This window comes from Candidatus Manganitrophus noduliformans (assembly GCF_012184425.1).
Classification (GTDB): domain Bacteria; phylum Nitrospirota; class Nitrospiria; order SBBL01; family Manganitrophaceae; genus Manganitrophus; species Manganitrophus noduliformans.
In genome coordinates this window covers 240,908-263,568 of the sequence record NZ_VTOW01000004.1, presented here as the reverse complement: position 1 = coordinate 263,568, position 22,661 = coordinate 240,908, and the positions used below count along the sequence as shown (strand labels likewise).

The 22,661-nt window shown below is 58.9% G+C and carries 18 protein-coding genes and 1 pseudogene; 7 read left to right on the top strand and 12 right to left on the bottom strand.

Annotated elements, in window-relative coordinates; genetic code table 11:
- Window positions 1-88 precede the first annotated feature (88 nt).
- The 4 genes from MNODULE_RS19585 to MNODULE_RS19570 all read right to left on the bottom strand — a co-directional run bounded on the left by MNODULE_RS19585 (window position 89) and on the right by MNODULE_RS19570 (window position 5,874).
- Window positions 89-736 carry a hypothetical protein gene (locus tag MNODULE_RS19585; protein WP_202882279.1) on the bottom strand — a complete coding sequence of 216 codons (648 nt, stop codon included), beginning with the start codon at window positions 734-736 and terminating at the stop codon, window positions 89-91.
- Between the two features lie 42 nt (window positions 737-778).
- Window positions 779-1,744 (bottom strand): aldo/keto reductase, encoded by a 966-nt coding sequence (locus MNODULE_RS19580; protein WP_202882278.1) that lies wholly within the window; start codon window positions 1,742-1,744, stop codon window positions 779-781.
- Window positions 1,745-2,203: 459 nt separating this feature from the next.
- Window positions 2,204-2,473, bottom strand: coding sequence for a hypothetical protein (locus tag MNODULE_RS19575; RefSeq protein WP_168062942.1), 270 nt, complete (start codon window positions 2,471-2,473; stop codon window positions 2,204-2,206).
- Window positions 2,473-5,874 carry an ATP-binding protein gene (locus MNODULE_RS19570; protein WP_168062858.1) on the bottom strand — a complete coding sequence of 1,134 codons (3,402 nt, stop codon included), beginning with the start codon at window positions 5,872-5,874 and terminating at the stop codon, window positions 2,473-2,475. Before MNODULE_RS19570 ends, MNODULE_RS19575 begins: the two co-directional genes overlap by 1 nt.
- A gap of 268 nt (window positions 5,875-6,142) precedes the next feature.
- Between MNODULE_RS19570 and MNODULE_RS19565 the strand changes: the two are divergent.
- Window positions 6,143-6,514, top strand: a pseudogene (locus MNODULE_RS19565) (methyltransferase domain-containing protein); the annotation flags it as partial.
- 119 nt (window positions 6,515-6,633) lie between these two features.
- Here the strand turns inward: MNODULE_RS19565 and MNODULE_RS19560 are convergent.
- The 3 genes from MNODULE_RS19560 to MNODULE_RS19550 are packed head-to-tail and all read right to left on the bottom strand — an operon-like array spanning window position 6,634 to window position 8,922.
- Window positions 6,634-7,785: a ComEC/Rec2 family competence protein gene (locus MNODULE_RS19560; RefSeq protein ID WP_168062857.1), complete on the bottom strand. Its 1,152-nt coding sequence runs from the start codon at window positions 7,783-7,785 to the stop codon at window positions 6,634-6,636.
- Window positions 7,736-8,266: a hypothetical protein gene (locus tag MNODULE_RS19555; protein ID WP_168062856.1), complete on the bottom strand. Its 531-nt coding sequence runs from the start codon at window positions 8,264-8,266 to the stop codon at window positions 7,736-7,738. The genes MNODULE_RS19560 and MNODULE_RS19555 overlap by 50 nt, the downstream gene beginning before the upstream one ends.
- On the bottom strand, window positions 8,266-8,922 hold the full coding sequence (locus MNODULE_RS19550) for a hypothetical protein (protein WP_168062855.1): 657 nt from the start codon (window positions 8,920-8,922) through the stop codon (window positions 8,266-8,268). Before MNODULE_RS19550 ends, MNODULE_RS19555 begins: the two co-directional genes overlap by 1 nt.
- 477 nt (window positions 8,923-9,399) lie before the next feature.
- Here MNODULE_RS19550 and MNODULE_RS19545 point away from each other — a divergent pair, with 477 nt between their 5' ends.
- Both MNODULE_RS19545 and MNODULE_RS19540 read left to right on the top strand, forming a co-directional pair.
- The gene (locus MNODULE_RS19545) at window positions 9,400-9,633 is read left to right on the top strand and encodes a DUF2630 family protein (protein ID WP_168062854.1); all 234 of its coding nucleotides are present in this window, start codon (window positions 9,400-9,402) and stop codon (window positions 9,631-9,633) included.
- Window positions 9,634-9,652: 19 nt separating this feature from the next.
- Complete coding sequence (locus MNODULE_RS19540) at window positions 9,653-10,522, top strand: 5'-3' exonuclease (protein ID WP_168062853.1); 870 nt, start codon at window positions 9,653-9,655, stop codon at window positions 10,520-10,522.
- Between the two features lie 292 nt (window positions 10,523-10,814).
- Here MNODULE_RS19540 and MNODULE_RS19535 read toward each other — a convergent pair whose 3' ends face one another.
- From MNODULE_RS19535 to MNODULE_RS19520, 4 genes are all read right to left on the bottom strand, one after another.
- Complete coding sequence (locus MNODULE_RS19535; protein WP_202882275.1) at window positions 10,815-11,417, bottom strand: NifU family protein; 603 nt, start codon at window positions 11,415-11,417, stop codon at window positions 10,815-10,817.
- Window positions 11,418-11,549: 132 nt separating this feature from the next.
- A complete protein-coding gene (locus MNODULE_RS19530; protein ID WP_168062852.1) occupies window positions 11,550-12,530 on the bottom strand; it encodes a phosphotransferase enzyme family protein in 981 nt (326 codons plus the stop codon).
- On the bottom strand, window positions 12,521-14,032 hold the full coding sequence (locus MNODULE_RS19525) for a PAS domain-containing sensor histidine kinase (protein WP_168062851.1): 1,512 nt from the start codon (window positions 14,030-14,032) through the stop codon (window positions 12,521-12,523). Before MNODULE_RS19525 ends, MNODULE_RS19530 begins: the two co-directional genes overlap by 10 nt.
- Before the next feature lie 220 nt (window positions 14,033-14,252).
- Window positions 14,253-15,572 (bottom strand): MFS transporter, encoded by a 1,320-nt coding sequence (locus tag MNODULE_RS19520; RefSeq protein WP_202882274.1) that lies wholly within the window; start codon window positions 15,570-15,572, stop codon window positions 14,253-14,255.
- 508 nt (window positions 15,573-16,080) lie between these two features.
- On the opposite strand from MNODULE_RS19520, the gene MNODULE_RS19515 reads away from it, so the two are divergent.
- Genes MNODULE_RS19515 through MNODULE_RS19500 form a run of 4 tightly spaced genes read left to right on the top strand, consistent with a single transcriptional unit; the run spans window position 16,081 to window position 22,271 of the window.
- Entirely contained in the window at window positions 16,081-17,847 is a 1,767-nt protein-coding gene (locus MNODULE_RS19515) for a methyl-accepting chemotaxis protein (protein ID WP_168062850.1), read from the top strand.
- A gap of 9 nt (window positions 17,848-17,856) precedes the next feature.
- Complete coding sequence (locus MNODULE_RS19510) at window positions 17,857-18,885, top strand: ethylbenzene dehydrogenase-related protein (protein WP_168062849.1); 1,029 nt, start codon at window positions 17,857-17,859, stop codon at window positions 18,883-18,885.
- Between the two features lie 15 nt (window positions 18,886-18,900).
- Window positions 18,901-19,926: a DmsE family decaheme c-type cytochrome gene (locus MNODULE_RS19505; RefSeq protein WP_168062848.1), complete on the top strand. Its 1,026-nt coding sequence runs from the start codon at window positions 18,901-18,903 to the stop codon at window positions 19,924-19,926.
- Window positions 19,923-22,271: an MtrB/PioB family decaheme-associated outer membrane protein gene (locus MNODULE_RS19500; RefSeq protein WP_168062847.1), complete on the top strand. Its 2,349-nt coding sequence runs from the start codon at window positions 19,923-19,925 to the stop codon at window positions 22,269-22,271. The genes MNODULE_RS19505 and MNODULE_RS19500 overlap by 4 nt, the downstream gene beginning before the upstream one ends.
- A gap of 44 nt (window positions 22,272-22,315) precedes the next feature.
- Here MNODULE_RS19500 and MNODULE_RS19495 read toward each other — a convergent pair whose 3' ends face one another.
- Window positions 22,316-22,618, bottom strand: coding sequence for a hypothetical protein (locus tag MNODULE_RS19495; protein WP_168062846.1), 303 nt, complete (start codon window positions 22,616-22,618; stop codon window positions 22,316-22,318).
- Between the last annotated feature and the right edge of the window lie 43 nt (window positions 22,619-22,661).

The following is a 22,661-nucleotide window of genomic DNA, read 5'->3' as shown; positions in this document are numbered from 1 at the left end:
CGTTTGCAGCGGGGCCGCTTCGGCGGGTCGGATTTAATTTTAGAATATTAATCGATCGGATTTCAAATTGCAATTCGCGATCGTGAGGCTAACGTTCGCGTCGGGTCTCCCCGCGGCGCCACATGCAGACGCCGAGCGCGAGCATCCACACCAGCAGGACGGAATTCGCCGGCATATTGATCGCCATCGCGCGCCTGGAAAATCCGGTATAGGCGATCACCACGCCGGCCGCCGCCGTGGGCGCCCCTCCGATGACGGCAAGCGCACCGATCCACCTCGGATACCGGCCGTCCGCCAGCAGCGCGCCGCCATACACCGCCGCCGTGACACCCAATAACAGGGAGAACATCCCGGCCAAGCCGACTTCCACCTGGCGGACGGCAAACGCCGCGTGGAAGGCGTTCTCTTTCTGCGATGCGGGCGCGGCGGCCCAGGCGTCCACCATGACCTTCAGGGCGATTCCGTCCACCGCCTGCAGTGCGGCGGCCAAGGCGAGACCGGCAATCGCTCCGGCCCCCCCGATGCGCGCCCAGCCGGCGCCCGTCCCCGACTCCAGCTGCCGGGCGAGGAGGAGAAGCGCCGCGACCATCAGCGCGACGCCCGCAAGCTGGGTCAGATGGCTGGCGACCCAGAGGGAATCGGCGGCGTATTCGGTGAATGCGGCCACGGCATCGTTGGGGTCGGCCGCCATCGGATGGAGCGCGGTCCCGGCAAAAAGGAGTCCGCTTCCCGCCACGGCACAGACCGCCCCGGTCCTGTTTTCTCCAGGCCCCCACATTCAGCCGAGCCATTGCGGGGAGAGGGCGGTGCCGTCGAACATCGAAGAGGTCTTGAAGCGTTCGTAGCGCCCCTCGGCGGCGGCCCCGGCGGTCCGCTGAAGGAGGGCGTTTACCTCGGCCGCCGTCATCGGACGGAAGGTGCGGGCCGCTTCGAGCGCCTGATCGAGAATCGGCAGGCTGTCGATCCCGGTGATGACGACCGACGTCGGCAGGTTCATCGCATAGTGGAGGCACTCGATCGGCGTCGCCGCCTTGCTTTCCAGGATGATCTTCCCCCCCATCGATTTCATCCCGAGCACCCCGATCTGCTCTTCGATCAAAAGGGGGAGGACCCGGTTTTGAAAGCTGCGGAAGTGGGCGTCCATCACATTGAGCGGCATCTGGACCGCATCGAACCGGAAATTATATTTTTCCGCGATCTCCAGCATTCTCAAATGGACGAGCGGGTCTTTATGGCCGGTAAAGCCGATATAGCGGATCTTCCCCGCCTGCCGCGCCTCCAGCAGCGCTTCGTGCGCCCCTCCTTCGGCGAAGATCCGGTCGGGATCTTCCAGGCGGATGATTTCGTGGTGTTGGAGGAGGTCGATCCGGTCGGTCTGCAGCCGCCGGAGCGATTCATCCAATTGTTGGGCGGCGGCCTCTTTGGTGCGGCCGTCGATCTTGGTCATCAGAAAAACCTTCTCCCGATAGCCGTCGCGCAGCGCTTTCCCCATCCGGATTTCGCTTCCGCCGTCGTGGTAGTCCCAGCAGTTGTCCATGAAGGTGACGCCGTGGTCGATCGCCTTGCGGATGATCCGGATCGCTTCCGCCTCGTCGGGAGGATCGCCGATATGGTATCCGCCGAGGCCGATCAGGGAGACCTCCTCGCCGGTGCGGCCGAGGGTGCGATAGAGCATCTCCCCTTTGCGGGTGGAGGGTGGGGTTTGAAAGACCGGCGGCTGGGACACCATGGATGACTCACTCATTCATTTCCTCCACCAGAAAAAGAGCCAAAAGTAATATAAATGACTTTATCTTCTTTCTTATCAGGAGGACTGTAATAAGGATTACAGTTTTGTATTGAAAAAACTACGATAGGAATCTGAAAATTAGGAATTAGGAATTAGAAATCCGAGAGCAAAGAGCCTGCGCGTCGAGGGCGTCCTGTGCCCCCCATTCTCCTGCGTTTCTTCTGTCAGACGTTTCATCGACCGAATCAGGTCAGCATGTTTGAAGCACAATCCACGGTGCTCTTCCGTGCGTTGTGCGAGTTCTGACCGTAGACGGGGGGAGCTGGGGGGGTACTTTCCCCCCGGCTGCCCTGGGAATCCGAAGGGGGGTGGGCACGCACCCCCCGCGGCGGGGGGTGGGGCGAGCAGCCCCACGACTTTGATCGTCGCAGGTGGAGCTTGGGGTGAAGAGCCCCATTCCAAATTTATCGTCGATCATTCCGGATAAGGTTCTTTTGTCCGGGGGGCGCCGGGCGCCTGTTCGTCGAGCGACTGGCGATACTTGATGCACCCTTGCAGGAACTGCGGCCAATCGGGGACGACGGGTAAGGGGTCGCTCTTCTCCGGCAAAAGCCCCCAGAGGGCGGGGTGATGCCAGCAGAGTTCATGCTGCGTGCTGTCGCGATGCCGGCGGATGCCGTTTCGCAGTTTCCTGGCCTCTTCGATCAGCTGCTCCCGCGACAGGGTTTCCAGATCGTCGTCCATCACTCTTTCTTCCCATTTAGGCGGTAAGGAAGAAAAACAGTAAAGGTCGTCCCTTTTCCAAATTCGCTTTCGACCCCGATCTTCCCTTCCAGAAGCCCGATCAGATCTCGGACGATCGCGAGGCCGAGACCGGTTCCGGCCGATTTCCCCTTTCCTTCCGCTTGATAAAATGCCTCGAAGATTCTGGGGAGGTCTTCGGGCAGAATTCCGATCCCGGTGTCTTGAACGGCGACTTCGATCCCCCCCGTGTATGGCTGATCTTTCAACCGGATCGCGATCCCTCCGGCCTCGGTGAATTTCATCGCATTGGACAGAAGATTGGTCAAGATCTGATGGATCTTCGTTCTGTCCGATTCGATGGCCGGAACTCCCTCCTCGATCTCGCACTGCATCGAAAGCGATCTTTTTTCCAAAAGCGGCTTGATCTCCTCCAGGATGTCGCGGATCAGCGAAGCGAGGTCGACCGGCCCCAGATCCAAGAACGTTTTCCCCGATTCGATTTTGGCCAGATCGAGAACATCGTTGATCATTTTGACGAGATTCTCCGCATTTCTCCGGACCCCGTCGAGCGGCTCCTTCTGAGCCTTCCCGAGCGGCCCATACGTCTCGGCCAAAAGAAGATGGGTGTAGCCGAGGATGGCGCCGAGCGGCGTCCGCAAGTCGTGCGAGACGTTGGAGACGAACTGCGACTTGAGGCGGCTCGCCTCTTCGGCTTCGTCCGTCTTCCTCCGCAGCGCCCCCTCCATCCCCCTCCGATCGGAAATGTCGATGCAGGAGCCGATATACCCCGCGAATGCGCCATCCGAATGAAACCAAGGCTTCCCCAGATCGAACACCCAGCGGTATTCCCCGTCGGCGCGTCTCAACCGGTATTCCATTTCAAACGCGCGGCGGGCGTCGAACGCCGTGACGTAGGTGTCGAGGCAGCGGGCGAGGTCGTCGGGGTGGACCCCTTCTGCCCAGCCGTCCCCCAACTCCTGCTCCATCGTCTTTCCGGTAAACTCCAGCCACGATTTATTGAAATAGGTGCACCGTTTGTCTGTTCCCGACATCCAGATGAGGGTCGGCAGCGTATCGGCCAGGGTCCGGAACCGCCACTCGCTTTCGCGAAGGGCCTTGTCCCGCTCCCGCCGGACGCGGGCCAGCTCCAGATGGGCCTCCACCCGGGCGATCAGCTCCCGGGCGAAGAACGGCTTGACCAGATAGTCGTCGGCGCCGGCCGCCAGCCCTTCCAGACGCGACTCCCCCCCGATCCGGGCGGAGAGGAGAATCACCGGAATCTCCTTGGTCCACGGATCGGCGCGGAGCGCGCGAAGGAGCTGAAAGCCGTCGAGCCCCGGCATCATCACATCGCTGATCATCAGATCGGGGGGGCGCTCCCGGGCCGCGGCCAACGCGGCGGCGCCGTCTCCCACCGTCTCGACCTCCCAGCGCGGGCTGAGGAGGCGGCGGACATAGTCCCGCATGTCGGCGTTGTCGTCCGCCAGAAGGAGGCGGGCGCGCGGGGTTTGAAGCGGAAGGGCAGGCTGATCCCCTCCAAGCGCCGGGAGGAGAGACGGAGCAAAAAGCGCCGGCCCTGAATCGGAAAGCTCCATCGGAAGCCACCGCATCGCTTCGTCCAGATAGGGCGCCGCGCCGAGGGGGGCCGAAGCGCCCGCTCGCGCCGGTCCGATCCGGTCGGGCGGCAGATGCGACGACCCGGTCGGAATCGAAAGGGTGAAGGTCGTCCCCTCATCGATCCGGCTCTCCGCTTCGATCCTCCCGCCGTGAAGCCGGACCAGCTCCTGCACCAGCGCCAACCCGATGCCGGAGCCTTCATGCGTCCGGGCCCGCGCTCCTTTGATCCGATGAAACCGTTTGAAGAGATGCGGGAGATCCGCCTCGGAAATACCGGTCCCGGTGTCGCGGACCTGAAGCACGACCCGATCTTCTTTCCAACGGAGTACCACGGAGATCTCCCCTTGAAAGGTGAATTTGAATGCATTGGAGAGGAGGTTGAAGACGATCTTCTCCCACATTTCCCGATCGACATAAACGGCCTCGGGGAGTGGAGGACACTCCACGGTAAAGCGGATGCCCGCTTTCTCGATGGTCGAGCGAAAAACGCTCGCAAGGTCGGCGGTCCACTGCGCGAGGTCGGTCGGCTCATAAGCGGCTTCGGCCCGCCCCGCTTCGATCCGGGAAAAATCGAGAAGGGCGTTCACCAGCTTGAGCAGCCGCAGACTGTTGCGGCGCAGCGGCTCGATCCGCTCCCGCTGGGCGGGGGGGAGCGGTGATTCGGCGTCGGCCAGCGCCTCCTCGATCGGCCCCAGCATCAGGGTCAGCGGCGTTCGAAACTCGTGGCTGACGTTGCTGAAGAAGGCGGTCTTGGCCCGGTCGAGCTCCGCCAGCGCCTCCGCGCGGCGGCGCTCCTCCTGGCGGGCCCGCGCGTTGTTGATGGCGGTGGTGATATGCCCCGCCACCAATTCAAGGAAACTTCGGTATTGATCGTCGAGGGCCAGCCGGGGGCTGATGCCGACGACGACGGCGCCGCTCGCCTTCCCCGACCCCGGGCGGACAAGGGGAAGGACGAGCGCCCTCTGAGGCGATTCCGGCCAGGGGCCTCCCGGCAGTTTTCCGAATCGCGACGCCAGGTTTTCGACGAAGACCGGCTGGCCGGTCGCAATCGCTTCCTCAATCGGCCAGTGGGAGGGGTCGCCGCCATCGCCGGCGTCCGACATCCCGGCGCTCCCGGCGAGCTCGGCGCGGCCGGTCGGGTCGAGGAGGTAGATCAGCGCGAACGGCACGTCCGGGCCGGCGGCGGAGAGGAGCCGCGCCGCGGTCTCGCACGCTTCCGCGGGATCGATCGCCTCGGACGCCTTTCCCCCCAGGTCGCTCAACAACTTGAGGCGGCGCTCTCCGATCACCTGTCGGGTGCTCTCCGAGCAGGCGACAAAGACCCCGGCGACGTTGCCGACCTCGTCCCGGATGGGACTGTAGGCGTAGTTGAAGTAGCTCTCTTCCAGAAAGCCGTGGCGGTAGAGGCAGAGGAGCCCGTCCTGGACGTAGGTCGATCCCCCGGCGAAGACCGTCTCCAGCATCGGCGAGATGATCTCCCAGATCTCTTTCCAGCATTCGCGGCCGCGCTGCCCCATGGCGGCGGGATGTTTGGTGGTGCCGAGGATCGGCCGGTATCCGTCGTTATAAAACTGGACCAGCTCCGGTCCCCACCAGAGGAACATCGGATGCCGGGAGCTGAGGAGAATGCCGACCGCCGTGCGAAGGCTCTGGGGCCACTGCGACGGGGGGCCGACCGGCGTTTTCGACCAGTCGAGCGCGCGTATCAGCGCCCCCATCTCCCCGCCTCCGGCCAGGAAATCTTCCGGTTCAACCCCTTCAGGCTTTCTCGCCAGATTATCCATGTGGGTCTCTCAGCATCCAAACAACAGCGACTCTTTGTCAGCTGCATTATCAATTTAGGCATTATATCGCAGCGGCATTCCAGGATACAAGTCATCGTCGATCGTCGCTCGCGATGAACCGAAGGCGGCTCACGTCTGCACGACTTCCAGGATGTCCGGGGAAATGAACAGCGTGTCTTCAGAATATAATGCGCCCAGCAGATGTGACGAATCCCCCGGCGCTTCGCCGCGGGCTCGCGAAGCGCGGATGCGCTTTCCAGGCGATGTCGCCGGGGCGATGAATTACCCCGACAAGCAGTACGGGCTGATCTGTTTCTTCGACTGCCTGCACGACATGGGCGATCCGGTCGCCGACGCCCGGCACGCGGCCGAGGTGCTGGCCCCCGGCGGCACGGTCCTGCTGATCGAGCCGTTCGCCAACGACCGGGTGGAAGAAAACATTTCGCCGGTGGCGCGGCTGTACTACGCCGCCTCGACGACGCTCTGTTGTACGCATGCGGTCTCGGAGGGGGGGCGTCTCGTCCTCGGGGCGCAGGCGGGAGAGGCGCGTCTGGCGGAGGTCTTCCGCAAGGCGGGGTTCACGCACTTTCGGCGCGCGGCCGAGACGCCTTTTAATCTGATTCTTGAAGTGAGGTGGTAATGAACTGAGGGAGGAGCCGGCCTGGATAAGGGGGCTTCTCCCTTGAAGTGAGACCTCAGTAATTAGGATGCAGTTTCGCAGTTACTGACTTCTTCGATGGATTATTCACGTTGTCTAAACTACAATAAAATTGCTGGGGGTTTTAGAGCCAATCGGATCTCGGAGTTCCTTTTCATTCGCACTTGAATCTGCCCCATTTCACCACCTAATACCTTACGTTGCTTTACCATTCCTTTAATGGTTTTCTCAACGGCAGGAGGTCGTTTTTGGGTTTTCGATTTAGGCTCTAAAGTACAGTAGACCTTTTGAGTGTAACCTTTGAGTCTATCAATATCTTTTTTTGTTGGAATCGATTGTCCTCGGGTAAAGGTCGTAAGAATGGCGTGGCTGTTGTCCCCTTCCGTCATCTCAGTCCAGACTTCATGACAATGTCCAGTGTGTGACCCATGATGAGGAATTTTAAAGAGATTGGCTTTTCCTTGGGGCCGAAGCTGTGAGTTTACAATTGCCGTCCATCCGGTATAGGGGTCGCCAGTTTCAAGAAGGTCTGATCCAAGGAGGATAGCTCGTTCTCCAAACTGAATCCAGACGACTACCGCATTATGATTTTGTGAAGATCTCGGTACAACTCTTCTATCGTCCCCTTCAGTAGGGATTAGGGATCCAATTTCCATCAAAGCTTTTTGAACAGATCCGCCTGATGGGGAAAGCGCCCAAACTTTTACCTCATCAGTTCCGATTTGACTTTGAAAAAGTAACCGATCGGCAATAACTGGATGTAGAATCTGTGCCTTATTGCGAGGATTGAGCCGGGCTCGATGATTAAGAACCTCCACAATGGATGCCATCTCCCTGACTCCTAATATGTAACGATCAACCAGCGAGATAGGACTTGCGAGAGCTTGATATAAAGTAATGAATTCTTTTCCCAGCAGGGCAATTGAGTAGAAAACCTTCGCCGATTCGCACACGGTGATCATGCGTGAAGCACCAGCCGTATGGTCGTCGTGCCAGTGACTAATAATTATTATTTTTACGGCAGTAGCAGGATCGACACCAATTTTTCTGAGATAATGAAGAGCAATTGGTTCTTTTGTAGTTGCCTCAAAGCAGGAGTCGACGACCATCCAGACTCCTTGCCCTAAATGAGCAACAATGCACTCTCCTACTCCTGGACCAAAGAGGGAAATCTCTAATTCATCGGAGGCAGGAGGAGTGGTTTCAAGAACTGGTAAGGAAGGTTGAGAGCTGTTCTGCTTTTTCTTTGGCACGGTCTAGTTCTGCCTGTGTCCATTTAGGTAAACGACGGAAACGGATCCGAGACTCACGCACTCTAGGGCGTCCCGGATGATCAGCATATCCAACTGACCAATAAAACACTGCACCAAGTTTAATTAGTGGCAGATCGTCAATGGGTACTTCTTCCAAATCGAGTGTTACTTCTTCATTGGGAAAATCTGGATTGGTTCGGTCTGAAATAATAGAAGTAAAATCTTTCTCATGTACTTCAATAATACGCCCTTCCCATAACTGTAGAAGCCGGAAATGGCCTTTCGACGGGCTGACAGGTTTGATCACTGCACGTCGGGGAGACTGTAGTAACTGATGGATGGTCGGACTAATTTCTAGTTCTCGAAGTGTTTGAGGATCTTTCACAATTCCAGTTCCTCTAACAAAATCATCAATCAGCAGTTTTTCAGGTAAGTTTTGCGTTGTATCGCGGGGGTTAGAAGAATTTTCTGCCGTTCCCATCAGGTTAATACCTCTCGGAGGGTTGTCTGGGCAATCTTTATCGCTTTGTCCATTGAAGTCACCCAATGTTCAGAAAGAATTGCCGCAATATTCTGCCCATCAGCAATTTCGACATGGTTATTGATATTAATAGTAACGCCATGTTTTGTTCTGGCCGAGGGCTGCAGGTTCACGTTGGTGTAACCCTGCAGACCATTTGTCAATTTACTCTGCACACCGAGTGCTGTTAAACCAACACGGCCGGAAAGAGATTTCTCCCATATTCCCTTTGGTGCCAATGTATCGCCTACCTTATGCCATGCTTGCTCATCTTCAAAAGAGAAATCTACGATTCGGTTCATCCCAAGTTGTTTTACTGGCGTATGCTTCAGTATTTCAAATGTCATTATTACAAGATCACGTAATGGATTAAAATGTGCTACATCTGAAGTCAAAGCAACAAATTTCTGATGAACGACCTGTATACTTAGCCAGTTAAGCGAGAACTTCGTTAGCTCACGATGTACGATTTCAAGACCTTCGATCTTAGACTCTTCCGCTTCTACCTTCTGTATTAGATCATTTTTGGCAAACCATGATGGATGGAAAATCTCAGGATTAAAAGAACCAACTAAAACGATGCTTCCTTCCTGATAGATTATCTCTGGCTCAGCCATAGCCTAAATCTCTAATTAACCTGTACCTTGTACTATACCCTATAACTAGGAAAGTGGCCTAACCATATAATAGCGAGGATTTCCATGTCAAGTTTCTTTTGCCACAATTATGCTCCTCATCAACTAGCACTTATTCCAACTAGATACTCCCTTGTTATCTGTCTGCCTTTACAAAACAGTTTTCTTTCCCTATGATGCCTTGCTTCAACTCTAAGGAATGCTCACCGATGAAAATTCACCTGATCGACGGCATCTACACGGACGAGTACACGGACGATGGTCAGGTCTTGCAATCAAGCATTCACTCATATATGTGGTAATGCAAGATCAGGTTTCGGGGTTAGGTTGAATATTGACTTGCAGAGATGGCACCACATCTTTCACCTCGCGCCGGCTTGTAAACAAAAATGCGTTTCATTAAACTAAAATGAGTCATATAGATTGCATCATACTTCCCCAATCGATGGAGGTTTGAAGATGGAAGATGGACAGGTGTTAAAACACATCGATGAGCTCGCAAAAGAGGAACACCAACTCTATTCCAACGAAAACTTGAGCGACGAGGAAATGCAACGCCTCAAAGAAGTCACCACGGAGTTGGACCAATGCTGGGACCTGCTGCGGCAACGGCGCGGCCTGCGGGATGCCCAGGCCAATCCCGATACGGCGAAAGTGCGTTCCGCGAAGGTGGTTGAGAACCAACAGGGTTAACCTCGGACGCCGCGAACGAATGAAACTCCACCTGATCGACGGCACCTACGAACTCTTCCGAAACCACTTCGGCGCCCCGCCGAAGCAAGCCCCCGACGGCCAAGAGATCGGCGCGACCCTCGGCCTCTTAAGAAGCCTGGCCGCATTACTGGCGAGGCCGGAGGTGACCCACGTCGCCTGCGCCTTCGATCATGTCATCGAATCGTTCCGCAACGACCTCTATCCAGGATACAAAACCTCCGCGGGGATCGATCCCGACCTTCTCGCCCAATTCCCCCTGGCCGAAGAGGCGGTCGCCGCTCTCGGCGTGGTCGTCTGGCCGATGGTGGAGTTCGAAGCCGACGATGCGTTGGCCGCCGCCGCGATGAGGTGGAAGAACGACCCCGCCGTCGAACAGATCGTCATCGGCTCGCCCGACAAAGACCTGACGCAGCTCGTCTCCGGCAATCGGATCGTCTGTTGGGACCGGCGGCGAGACATGGTATTGGATGCGCCGGGAGTGGTGGCAAAGTTCGGCGTGGGTCCGTCATCGATCCCCGACTGGCTGGCGCTGGTGGGAGATGCCGCCGACGGCTATCCCGGCATTCCGGGCTGGGGGGCCAAGTCCGCATCGGCCGTGCTGGCGCGTTACGAACACCTCGAATCGATCCCGAACGACCCGAGTCAATTCGGCCTCGGCCCCGGCCGCGCCGCGCGTCTCGCGGAGAGCCTGGCCGCCCACCGGGAGGAAGCGCTCCTCTACCGGAAGCTCGCGACGCTCCGCGACGACGTTCCGCTCCAGGAGAAGCTCGATGATTTGAAGTGGCAGGGGGCCCGGAGCCGGCTCAAAGAGATGTGTGAAGCGTGGGGTGTGACAGATCTTCCAAAGCGGATCTCCCGCTGGAGTTAGCTAATCAGAAATCTGAAAATTAGGAATTAGGAATTTAAAATCCAAGAGCAAAGAGCCTGCGCGTCGAGGGCGTCCTGTGCCCCCCATTCTCCTGCGTTCCTTCTGTCAGACGTATTATCGACCAATTCAGGTCAGCATGTCGAAGCTCAATCCACGGTGTCTTTCCGTGTGTTGAGCGAGTTCTGACCGTGGGGGGTGCTGGGGGGCGGTAGCCCCCGCTGCCCTGGGAATCCGAAGGGGGGTGGGGCGAGCAGCCCCACGACTTTGCTCCTCGCAGACGGATCTTGGGTGGTTATCTGTGCGCGACGAAATAGGGGTTCTTCCCCCCGGCATGGTCGGTGACATCCAAAACATCGACGATTTCAGGAACCGCCTTCTTGATGGCGACGATCACCCCCTGCTTGAGCGTCACCTCCGCGCTCCCGCAACCGTGACACCCGCCCCCCAAGCGAAGATAGGCGATATGGTCTTTCACCCCCACCAGGGTGATTACGCCGCCGTGGCTGGCGACCGACGGATTGATCTCGGTATTCAGGAGGTGTTGGATCGCTTTCGCCTCCGGGTTGTCTAAATCGGCGGACGGCGCCGGCATCGCCCCCTTCGGATTGTCGACCTTAAAACCGGTCTGGTCGAGCGTGGTGACAAAGTCGATCTTCACATCTTCCAGAAACGAGGCGTCCCGCGGCTCCATAAAAAAGGCGAGGCCGTCGGCCTCCGACACGACATCGTCTTCCTTCCGCTTGCCCGCTTCGACAAAAGCGAGGCTATACTCGGTCTTCGTCGCCCCCCCCTTCATCGTCAGGCGAAGCCCCTCAATCTTTGTCTTCTTTTGTGTCTCCTGGTCCTTTGTCAGCGCGTCGATCTTCTTTCTGGCCGCTTCGGTCACTTGAATCATTTTGTTGTACCTCCCTTGTGTCGCAGGATCATACCATACCTCTGGGGAGATGTTCCGTAAAAATTGTGGTTGAACGGATAGGAAAGACGGTCTGCACCGCGGATCTTAGATCTAATGCTCCCCCGTACCGGTTCACCCCCCACCCTCCTCCTCCCCCCACTCCCGCAACCGCGCCACATTCCGCTCCCAATAATGATCACCGAGCCATCCCACTCCCAACTGATCGCTGTAAGTGGTATGCAACCCCATGATCCAAAGATGCCGCACCTTTACCATCGCAGGCAACGCCGCGCGTTCCGCCTCCGAGAGGGGACGGACCTTTTCATAGCCCTGCAAAACGTCGGTCCAGGTCGTGCCGATCTCCGACCGAAGCTTCGTCGACCGGAGAAAGTTCGCCAGGTCGTAAACGCGCCAGCCGTACCCGCACATGTCAAAGTCGAAAAAGGTGAGCCGATTCTCCGAAGAGAAGAAGTGGTTCCCCCCATGAAAATCCCCTCCGATAATGCCGTAGAACGGCGCCGATCGGGGCAGACCCCGCAGGGTCTCTTTTAAAGAGGAAGCGAGCGCGCGGAAGAAGGCGACATCCTCCGGCCGCCGGCCTTCGAGAAAGGTCTCGATGCGCGCCAGCGTGGCGTCGATGAGCTCGTCGGTATCTTGATGAAAGCGGGTCTGCTTGGCCTGAAAACGGTCGGAGGCAAGATGAATCCGGGCGATCCCTTCGCCGAAAAGACGGCTTTGTCCGGCATCCATCGAATGAACAATCCGGCCGGGGGCAAAGCTGAAGAGGGCATAATAACGCTCCCCTTCCGGTGCGCAGAGAAGCCCGAGAAGATCTCCGTTCCGGCGCGGAAGCGGATAGGCCACCGGCAGGCCCTGTTCGTGCAGATAAGCCAGCCACTCCAGCTCGAAACGGTAGTCGGACTCCTTCGTCACCCACGACTTTCCTCGGCGGTAGATGCGCAGGACATACCTTGCCTCGCCAGCCGTGAGAAGGTAATGGCTATTGGCGGTGTCACTCAGAAGCCGGCCGGTCAGCGGAGCGCCGAGGTCGTACTCCCGCGCAGCGATTTCCGCCGCCGCCTCCGCCGCGATGACGGAATGGGTCACACGCATTCGTTTCTCCCGTCCGGCGGAGCAAGCGGAATCTTCACCGAGAGGGTCGTCCCCTTCCCCGGCTCCCCCTGAATCGACACCGTCCCCCCCCAGAGGAGCGCCCGCTCCCGGATGCCGAGCAGTCCGAGCGATTTCGAATTGGCGATCTGCCCCTCGGTGATCCCCTTTCCGTTATCGCCGACCTCCAGAAGGAGGTGATCTCCCCTTTTCTCCAGCCGGACGTCGATCTTATCGGCGCCGGCGTGCCGGACGATGTTCGTGAGGGTTTCCTGAAAGATCCGAAAAACGGTCGTCGAGCGGTCCCGGTCGAGGGTGATCTCCTCCGGCCGGGCGGTGAACCGGCAGCGCATTCCGGTCCGGCGCTTGAAATCCTCGACCTGCCATTCCATCGCCGCCGTCAACCCAAGATCATCGAGGACCACCGGCCGCATCTCCGTCGAGATCTTTCGGACGGTTTGAATCGTCGCGTCGACCAGATGGACCATCGATTGGGTCCGCTCCCGGAGCGGTTTCTGATTTCGAGACAATTGCTTCTTCAACCAGGAGAGATCCATTTTCAGAATCGTCAGCTGTTGCCCCAGCTCGTCGTGGATCTCGCGGGAGATCCGCGTCCGCTCCTCCTCCAGGATGGTTTGCAGCCGCGCGGAGAGATCCCGCAGCTGCTGCCGAGAGTTCTTCAGCGCCTCTTCCGCCCGCTTTCGCTCGGTGATCTCGACGAAGGTGACGATGGCGCCGGAAAGTTTTCCGTTGTCCGGATCTCTCATCGGAAGGGCGCTGTAGATCGCCCAGGAGGTGCTCCCGTCGGGACGGCGGACGCCGATGATCACACCCGGCTGGGGCCGCCCCGTCTCCATGCATTTCGAAACAGGGTAGTCCTTGCTCTCGCACGGGGTGCCGTCTTCCCAAACGGTTTTGGTGTCGAAATCGGCGACGTATAATTTCTTCAGCGCGTCAAACCGGAGGCCCAAAATCTCCTGGGCCTTCTCATTCGCCATGCAAATCGTCCCGTCGGCCGCCACCTGGACGATCCCGGCCGAGACCCCTTCGATCATCCGGCGGTTGAGCTCGCTGCTTTCCAAAAGGGCCCGTTCCGTCCGCTTCTGCGCCGTCATATCGGTGGCGATGACCAGGGCCGACTCCACTTTTCCGCCCCGCTGGATCGGGAAGATCCGGGTGAGCCAATAGGTGGGGCCGACCGCAACCATCTCCACGCTCTGGGGCTCTCCGGAATCGAACATTTTTTCCAATAGCCGCTGAAACCGCGCCGCCTCCTCCGGCGCGTGATAGTCCGAGGCGTTCGTCCCGATGACGTTTTCGACCGTATATTCAGGCAATGTCCGGTTGATAAACAAGATCGTGCCGCGGCGATCCAGATTCGAGATGACGTCGGGAGAATTCTGAAGGAGGGCGCGATAGTTCTGTCCCGACCGGTGGACGGCCGGTCTGTTTCCCTTTCGGCGGGCCGGCGCCGAAGCGGCCGATTTTTTGTCTTTCTTAGGCATGAGGAAAGAGCCCTTTCGGTTTCATCTCTCCCCGTTGCTCTTTAATAAAACCTGCGGATGGGAGTGGTTTCTCTGATTCATCGGGAGAGGGAGGCCGGACAGAGAGCCGAACGAACCCCGGGCGAGCAAAGCGGCACGGGTCGTACCGGGTCACAAAAGCGGAGGCTTAAGCCGCTTAAGTGCGCATCGCCGCGGACTTTATCATATCATTTGGAAATATTCAAACGCCCCCCCGCTCCTCCGCCGCCCGCGCCGCCCGCTGCCCCTCCTCCACCTTGACGAACGACAAAAGAATCCCCCCCGCCACGAAAAAGAGAACGATCAACAAAATCGCGTTGCGGGTCGAGCCGGTCGCCCAGATCGAAAAGGCGAAGACGGCCGGGCCGGCGATCCCGGCGAACTTTTCGAAAATGCCGAAGAAGCCGAAGAACTCGGCCGATTTGTGGCGCGGAATCATGCTGGCGAAAAGAGAGCGGCTCAGCGCCTGAGCCCCCCCTTGAACGGTGCCGACGAGGATCGCCAGGAGCATGAAGTGGAAGGCGGTGGTCATGAAATAGCCGAGCACCGTGATGCCGGCATAGACCGTCAGCGCCAGAAAGATCGCCCGCTTCGCGCCGATTTTTCCGGCGAGGGCGCCGAAGAGAAACGCGAAGGGAATGCCGACGAACTGCGTGATCAGGAGGGCCAGGATCAGCGCCCCCTGGGAGATGCCGATCTCCGCGCCGTAGATGGTGGCCATCCGGATGATCGTCTGGATGCCGTCGTTGTAGATCATGAAGGCGATCATCATCAGGAAAGCCTGCTTGTAGCCGCGCAGATGGCGGAGGGTCTCCCGCAGGCGGCCGAAAGCGATCGTCGCCCAATGGCCTGCCCGGGGCGGCCCCGCCTCCGTCCGCGCGGCCGGCTCCGGCACCCGCCGGAAGAGCGGAAAGGAAAAGAGGAGCCACCAGATCGCGACGCTGAGGAAAGAGAGCCGGGTGGCGGTTCCGGCGTCGGGAATCCCGAAACGCTCGGGCATCTGGATGCAGGCCAGATTGACCGCCAGCAGCAGCCCCCCGCCGAGATAGCCGAGGGCGTACCCCGCGGCGGAGACGCGGTCCATCTCCTCTTCGCGCGCGATGTGGGGAAGGAGCGAATCGTAGAAAACGTAGCTGCCGGCCGCCCCGATGTTGCCGAGGACGAACAACACCGCCGCGAGGAGCCAGTCGCCCCGCTGGATGAAGACCATGCAGGCGGTGGCGGCCACCCCCAGGGCGGCGAACGCGCCGAGCATTTTTTTCTTGAGGGCGGCGTAGTCGGCGAGGGTGCCGAGAAGGGGCGAGGCGACCGCGATGAGGATCAGCCCGAGGGTGGTGGCGAGGGCGAAGCGGGTGGTCGCGCCGGCCGGATCGAGATCGGCCCCCGCGACCCGCTGGAAATAGATCGGAAAAACCGCCGCGACGATGGTGGTGGTGAAGGCCGAGCTCGCCCAATCATACATGGCCCAGGCCCGCAGCTCGGAACGGTCCAGCCCCAGGCGCCGGAGCAATTTCGCGATCACGCTTCTTATTTTCCTCCCAACCCTTTGGACAAAACGGCCCCGACAACCGGCCGGGGGTCGATCTGATGCCGAAGCGTCCACTATACCATCAGAGAGGGTCCGCTCACTATAGGGATCTACATTTTTATTGAGAGATCAACCGACGCGAAAAGAAAGAAAGCGCTCCCGGGGAGAGGCCCGGTCAAAAACAACAAACGGAATGGAGGGGAGGAAGGACGTCCGAACCGGGCCGGGCGGCCCGGCAGCGGGGGGCCTCTTTGGATTTCTAAATGATTCTCTTCAATTGATTCTCTTCAAATCCCGTCTTTTTTCCTTTCGACGGCCGAGATCAGTTGCCAAATTTACGATCTCGGATATATTTACTGTGTCCCTCGCGATTGATTGCGCCTCAGGATATCCCACTGAGCACTTTTAAACGCTAGAAGGATCCGATCATTCCTACGAAGAAAGCATACTCGAATCCGGCGCGCTTCGAGCCGCCGGAGATTTGCGTGAGGCGCCGGTCCGAATGAGCCTTCTCAAGATGAGTCTCCTCGCAAAGCTGCTGACCTTGATCATCACGATCGCCGTGATCAGCGGAACCGTTCTCATCACCCACGCGATCAAAAATGAAGAGCGCGGCGTCTTTGATGAGAAGGTGCAGGCGAGCAAGTTGATGGCCGGGCCGATCGTCCACAGCATCTACAAGGACATGCTCGATGAAAGGGCCGACATGGCGCGCTACCTGATTGCGGGGATGATCGCACAGGGGAACACCGTGCGGACACAGATCGTTCGAGGAAACGGGGTGGAGGAGGCCTTTCAAGACTTCAAAACGCTGCGGGAAGTGGAGGTGGAGTATGACGGCCTCCGGCCCGAGTGGACCGACAACCATCCGAACAAAGAGGTCAATGTCGCCGCGGGGGTCGACGATCCCCGCTTTAAAGAGGCGCTGGCGGCGTTTAAAGAGGGCCGTCTGGAAAGCATCTATTATACCGAGGAGGTCGACGGCCGGCGAATCCTTACCTATCTCACCCCGCTGATCAAACAGAAAAAATGCAACGCCTGCCATACCAAAGACGAGACGATCCGGGGGGTCTTGATGATCTCCACCTCCCTCCAGGAGATGGACGCGCGGCTGGCCGACAGCAGGAGAGACTGGATTTTATACGGCGTCTCAATTCTCGTCGGAACCTGCATGACCCTGACCTTCTTCGTCCGGTGGCTGATTTCGCCGCTCAAACAGATGACCGAGATCGCCGCTCAGATCGCAAAGGGGAATTTCAGCCGGGAGATCCAGGTCCGCACCGACGATGAAGTCGGAATTTTAGCGCGCGCATTTTCGGAAATGGCCACCAGCTTGAAAAGAAGCATGCGGGAGCTCGCCTCCGGCATCCGGGAGAATTCCAGGCAGATCGTCGCCTCCTCCCGATCGCTCTCCGCCTCCAGCCAGCACATGAGCGCCAACTCCAAAGAAACCGAAGCGCTGGCGAGCAACGTTTCCAGCGCCAGCGAAGAGACCAACCGGAACGTCCAATCGGTCGCCACCTCGGCGGAGGAGATGTCCGTTTCATTCAAGGAGGTCTCGCAGGATGTTCAGAAGGCGGCTCAGAAGACCTCGCACGCGGTGCAAATGGCGGAGGCGACCAATAGCACCATCTCGAAGCTGGGCGGATCGAGCGCCGAAGTCGGAAAGGTGGTGCGGATGATTACGTCGATCGCCGAGCAGACCAACCTGCTGGCGCTCAATGCGATGATCGAAGCGTCCCGGGCCGGAGAAGCCGGAAAGGGATTCGCGGTGGTGGCGAACGAAGTGAAAGATCTGGCGAAGAAGACGACGAAAGCGACCGAAGAGATCGGCCTGAAGATCTCGATCATTCAGGCCGACACCGAAGAGGCGATCAAGGCGATCAACGAGATTCGAAAAATTATCGGCGAGATCAATATCATCGCGACCTCCATTTCAGGAGCGTTGGAGCAGCAGGCGGCCACCACCCACGAAATCAGCCGCAACGTCGCGGAGGCCGCTCGCGGTACCAGCGAGGTGGCACAGAACATCAGCGGCGTGGCCGCGGCCTCAAAGAGCACGGCGGAAGCGGCGGTGAGCGTCTTGGCCTCTTCCGAAGATCTGGCCAAACGGGCGTCCGATTTAATCGCCCTGATCGACAAGTTCACGGTGGAGTCGAACGAGTTGAAACCGGACGCCGGCGGGAAAGCGGGCCCGGCAGCCGCTGATCTCAACGCCGATGAAAAACGACCAAGCTCAAGCGTAAAACGCCGTTTCAATCACAATTGAGGGAGACCCATGTTGGCATTGCGTTTATTCCTAATGTTGGTTTGGATCGTTGCATCGGCGGGGCGGCCGTCTGCCGGCGCGGCACAAGAGATCGGCTGGGAGAAGATCCCCCCTTTCAAAGCAACCCTTTTCTATCCGGGCGTCGCCTCCTGGGAATTCCTCTTGAGCGACAGCCACCGCCTCGGCGGCAAGAACATCAAGAAGGGGGAGCGGGCCTGCATCGAATGCCATCTCGACGAAGCGACCGGCAATCTCGACCTCGGGGCGGAGCAGATCGCCGCAGGCAAACTGACGATGAAGCGGTCGAGCCAACACTTCGAGCCCGATCCGATCCCCGGAAAAAAGGGATTCCTCAAGGTCAACGTCCAAGCGGCGTACGACGACGACTATTTATATCTGCGATTTGATTGGGAGTCGAACGGAACAAGCTGGAAGGAGCCGGCGATGGCGGGGGAAGAACGCTTCGATTCGGTGGCGGTTCAGGTCAACAAGAGCCAGAACGCTTTTAAACGATACGGCTGTTTCGTCGCCTGTCATAAGTTCCTCACCTCGATGATCGAAACCCCCTCCAAAAAGGAACTGGAGAGCCACCCCTATTACGGCCCACTCAAACGGGACGACCTCCGGCTTTATGCCTTCTATACCCGGGAAGAGGAAGGGTGGGCCTCGATGAAAAAAGAGGCCGATCTGAAAAAACTTTTGAGCGAGGGGGGACTGATCGATCTCTGGCGGGTGAAATTTTCCGGACAAAAGACCGAGTCCGAGGATTGGTCGATTTTTGCCGACCGGCTCAAAGACAAGCAGGCCGATGTCGAAGGGAGCGGTGATTGGAAGGATGGACGATATACCGTCGTTCTGAAGAGAAAGCTCCAGACCGGAGATGCCAACGATGTGCAGCTGGCGCCGGGGGACGAGATCTCCGTCGGTGTGGCGGTCCATGACGACAAGGTGAAACAGAGAAGACATTATGTCTCGTTTCCGATCAGCATCGGGTTGGGTTCGTCGACAGGGATGATCAAGGCGGTCAAGATCAAATAGACAAGGAGGTCGTTCATGAGCAAGGGGCAGGGTCCCAATTTCCTATTCGAGCGGGGTCGGATTCGAGAGATCTTCAGACGATCGGCGGTGCTGATCGGGATGGTCGCAACCTTCGGCCTCTTTGCAGTCGCCGCGGAGGCGGCCGGACCGGTGAACTGGGTTGCGATTAACCCGACGATGGCCGATTCGGAATATGTCGGCGACGTGAAGGTCTGCGCCAAATGCCACGAAGAGTACATCCACACCTTCGAGAAGACGACCCACAGCAAACGATTCACTAGTCACCCCGAAAACCCGCTCCAGGAGCGCTACTGCGAGGCCTGCCACGGTCCCCAGAGCAAACATGTCCAGCGCCCGCGGGTCCCGGAGTTCCGCCTCTCCCTGAAAGCGGACGGTCCCCTCACGCAGAAACAGAGAGACTCCGTCTGCCTGCAGTGCCATGAAAAGGGGGAGCGGATGCACTGGCAGGGGAGCCTCCATGAGATGAGCAACGTCGGCTGCAGCAACTGCCATTACCTCTCGGAGCCGCGCTCCGCGAAAGCGCTCCTGGTCGCCAAAGATCCCAAGCAGGTCTGCACCCAGTGCCACAAAGATAAAAGAGCGCAGCTGATGAAGTCGTCCCATATGCCGTTGCGGGAGGGAAAGATGACCTGCACCAGCTGCCACAACCCGCACGGCGGGCCGGGACCGTCGCTTCTGAAAACCGAATCGGTGAACGACACCTGTTACATGTGCCACGCCGAAAAGCGGGGACCGATGGTCTGGGAGCATCCGCCGGTCCGGGAGCGCTGCTCGAATTGCCACGAACCGCACGGCTCCAATTTTCCGAGCCTGCTGAAGATGCGGCCGCCGCAGCTCTGCCAGTCGTGTCATTCGGAGGTCTTCCATCCGAGCTGGCTCTACAGCGGAACCAACCTGCCGGGAGGCCCCCCCTCCCCGCAAGAGGCCCCTTCCCAACGGCTCGTCGGGAAAGGATGCGTGAATTGCCACAGCCAAATCCATGGTTCCAGCCACCCGTCCGGAGCGAGGTTCCAACGATGACGCGCGAAGATCAAAACGAAAAGAGGAAAACAATACTGAAGCAGCTGCTGTTGGCCGGATTTTTAATACTCTCTCCTCTCTCGATCCCGCTTCACTCGAGCGCCGAAGAGGCGCCGGCCGCGGAACCACCCGAAATGTCCCAAGAGAATGCCCCGCTGGAAGAGGCGGTGCCGATGGAGGCGAAGGAAGAGCCGTCGGAAATCGACCGGTGGCACGGGCGGGTCACCGTCGGCGGCGGGGGGGTCCGGCTCGACAACGAGTCGTTCAAATTCGCCGAGTATGACCGGATCCCGGACGACGGATTCTTCTTCGTCGGAGACGCCGACCTCCATTTCAACCGAAATGATTATCATATGGACTTTCTGGCGGAAGATCTCGGCCTGGAGAACCGGCATCTGTCGTTGAAGAGCGGGCGGTACGGGCGGTATGAAATTCTTTTGAATTACGACGAAACGATCCGGCGAAGCTCGAATACGAGCCAAACCCCCTTCCATGGCGCCGGGGGAGGCAACCTGACCCTCCCCGCCGGATTCGTCACCGGGGCGAACACCCAAGACCTCCTCACCCTTCAGAGCAGTCTGAAGGAGGTCGATTTGGAAGTGAAGCGGAAGGCGGCGACCGCCGGCTACTCCTATGTCATCGGCCTGATTCAATTTGATTTATCCTTCAAGAGGGAATACAAGGAAGGGATCGGCTCGCTCGGCGGGGTGGTCGGAACGAACGGCGGGGATGCCCGGAGCATCATCCTGCCGGAGCCGATCGACTATATCACCGACGACATCAAGGCCTCGGTCTCCTACGGCGGAGAGAGGAGCCAGGCGGAGCTCGTTTATCACTACTCCCAGTTCAACAATCGGGAAGAGACGCTCCGTTGGAGCACGCCGTTCGACGTCCATTTTAATCCGCCGACCTTCACCTTCGAGCCGTATCAAAGCCCGATGCCCTCCACCGGCTTTCAGGCCCGGCACCAGCTCTACCCCGACAACCAGGCGCACAATCTCCACCTGACGGGGGGGATCAACCTCCCTTATGCCACCCGGGTGACCGCCTGGGTCGGTCTCGGCCAGATGAAGCAAAACGAGGACCTTCTCCCCTTTTCCACCAGCACCGACACCAGCCTGCTTCCAAGGAGAACGTCCGACGCCGAGATCGACACAAGGCTTCTTTGGCTCAAGGTCGCCTCCCGACCGCTGTCGCGCCTCTCGCTCGACGCTCAATATCGAAACTATACGACCAAAAACAAGATGCCGCGAGATCTCTTCTTGTATGTGAAGACCGACAACGTCCTCGGAACCCAGGCCGACATCGCCTCCGTGAACGCGCACTACAGCCTTCCTTACGATTGGGCGCAGGAGCAGATGAAGCTCGACGCCGCCTATTATCTGGCGGCCGGGACGAGCGTGAAAGCGGGATACGACATCGACACGATCGAGCGAGACTACCGGGAGATCAACAAGACGCGGGAGAATACGGTCCGGGCCGGCCTTCGCTCCACCTATTTCTCCAAGGCGCATATTGGCCTCAACGCCTCCTCCGGCGTCCGAAAAGGGGTGGACGACTACGACCAGGCAAAGCTCTTCAATGAGATCCACTCGGCCGAGTACATCAACACGATCGCCGACCCGGCCCTTCGATTTCAAAACCATCCCCTGCTCCGGAAATTCGACATCGCCGACCGGGATCGGGTCAAATACGGCGCCCAGCTGACCACCTTTCCCCACGAGACGACCACCGTCGGCTTTCACTACAATCGCATCGGAGATGATTACGACGATTCGGTGCTCGGCTTGCAAAACCGGGATGATCGAAGCGTCACGGTCGACGTTTCCGTGACCCCGGTGGAGATCCTCTCCGTTTACGGCTATTACACCCGGCAGCAGATCGACATCCGGCAGGCGGGGAGAAATTTTGAAGAGCCCCCCGAGCCCGGTTATCTCGATCCGAACCGGAACTGGCGGATCGATCAGGATGATCGGACCGACACCTTCGGCGCCGGCGTCAACGTGAGCCTGATGGAGAATCGGGTGATCCTCGGCGCCCTCTACTCGGTCTCGAAGTCGAACGTCGCCATCGGGGTGACCGCCGGACCGGCCCTCCCCCCCGCCGCCGACCTCCCCGATTTAACGACCGAGCTCCATTCGGTCGAGCTCTCGGGACAATACCGAGTGACCGAGAGGCTGAGCGTGGGGGCGAGCTTTCTATATGAGAGTTACCGATCGGACGATTTTGCGACAGACGGGATCGTTCCCGGCTCCGCCACCATTCCGACTGTTGTGACCCTGAGCGGGTCGGTCCCCGACTACCGGGCGCAGGTGGCGGTGGCCTATCTGACGATGGAGTTTTAAATCGCTTCAGGCAGGATCAGAAAAGAAAGGGGTGAAGGCGGCGCTTAGGCCGCCTTTTTCCCTTTGAGTTGATCTTTCACCGTCTCCCGGCTGACGAGCTTATTGAAGGTGCTCGGCTCCCCGTCGGCTTTTTTCTCCTGATAAAGGAAGGCGAGCCCCTTCTCTTCGAGCTTTTGGAAAAACTCCGGCCACGAAATATCCTCCAACTCCGCCTCGGCCCCGCCGGGAAAGTTGATCCGCAAGATATCGGTCCCCTTCACCACTGCCGGTTTTCCCCCGCGCGCCTCCGCCCATCGGCGGATCGTCTCGGGATCGGTGGTGACCTTCGCTTCCGCTTTCTCTGCCATGGCATCCTCCTCGGTTAGATCTATCTTAATCCCATCTTACCCC

Excerpts from the sequence above, each read along its gene's own strand:
- MNODULE_RS19515 (WP_168062850.1), top strand. The coding sequence starts at position 16,081 with ATGAGCCTTCTCAAGATGAGTCTCCTCGCAAAGCTGCTGACCTTGATC.
- MNODULE_RS19575 (WP_168062942.1), bottom strand. The coding sequence starts at position 2,473 with ATGGACGACGATCTGGAAACCCTGTCGCGGGAGCAGCTGATCGAAGAG.
- MNODULE_RS19545 (WP_168062854.1), top strand. The coding sequence starts at position 9,400 with ATGGAAGATGGACAGGTGTTAAAACACATCGATGAGCTCGCAAAAGAG.
- MNODULE_RS19570 (WP_168062858.1), bottom strand. The coding sequence starts at position 5,874 with ATGGATAATCTGGCGAGAAAGCCTGAAGGGGTTGAACCGGAAGATTTC.
- MNODULE_RS19500 (WP_168062847.1), top strand. The coding sequence starts at position 19,923 with ATGACGCGCGAAGATCAAAACGAAAAGAGGAAAACAATACTGAAGCAG.
- MNODULE_RS19540 (WP_168062853.1), top strand. The coding sequence starts at position 9,653 with ATGAAACTCCACCTGATCGACGGCACCTACGAACTCTTCCGAAACCAC.
- MNODULE_RS19555 (WP_168062856.1), bottom strand. The coding sequence starts at position 8,266 with ATGGGAACGGCAGAAAATTCTTCTAACCCCCGCGATACAACGCAAAAC.
- MNODULE_RS19525 (WP_168062851.1), bottom strand. The coding sequence starts at position 14,032 with ATGCCTAAGAAAGACAAAAAATCGGCCGCTTCGGCGCCGGCCCGCCGA.
- MNODULE_RS19550 (WP_168062855.1), bottom strand. The coding sequence starts at position 8,922 with ATGGCTGAGCCAGAGATAATCTATCAGGAAGGAAGCATCGTTTTAGTT.
- MNODULE_RS19505 (WP_168062848.1), top strand. The coding sequence starts at position 18,901 with ATGAGCAAGGGGCAGGGTCCCAATTTCCTATTCGAGCGGGGTCGGATT.
- MNODULE_RS19530 (WP_168062852.1), bottom strand. The coding sequence starts at position 12,530 with ATGCGTGTGACCCATTCCGTCATCGCGGCGGAGGCGGCGGCGGAAATC.
- MNODULE_RS19580 (WP_202882278.1), bottom strand. The coding sequence starts at position 1,744 with ATGAGTGAGTCATCCATGGTGTCCCAGCCGCCGGTCTTTCAAACCCCA.
- MNODULE_RS19535 (WP_202882275.1), bottom strand. The coding sequence starts at position 11,417 with ATGATTCAAGTGACCGAAGCGGCCAGAAAGAAGATCGACGCGCTGACA.
- MNODULE_RS19495 (WP_168062846.1), bottom strand. The coding sequence starts at position 22,618 with ATGGCAGAGAAAGCGGAAGCGAAGGTCACCACCGATCCCGAGACGATC.
- MNODULE_RS19510 (WP_168062849.1), top strand. The coding sequence starts at position 17,857 with ATGTTGGCATTGCGTTTATTCCTAATGTTGGTTTGGATCGTTGCATCG.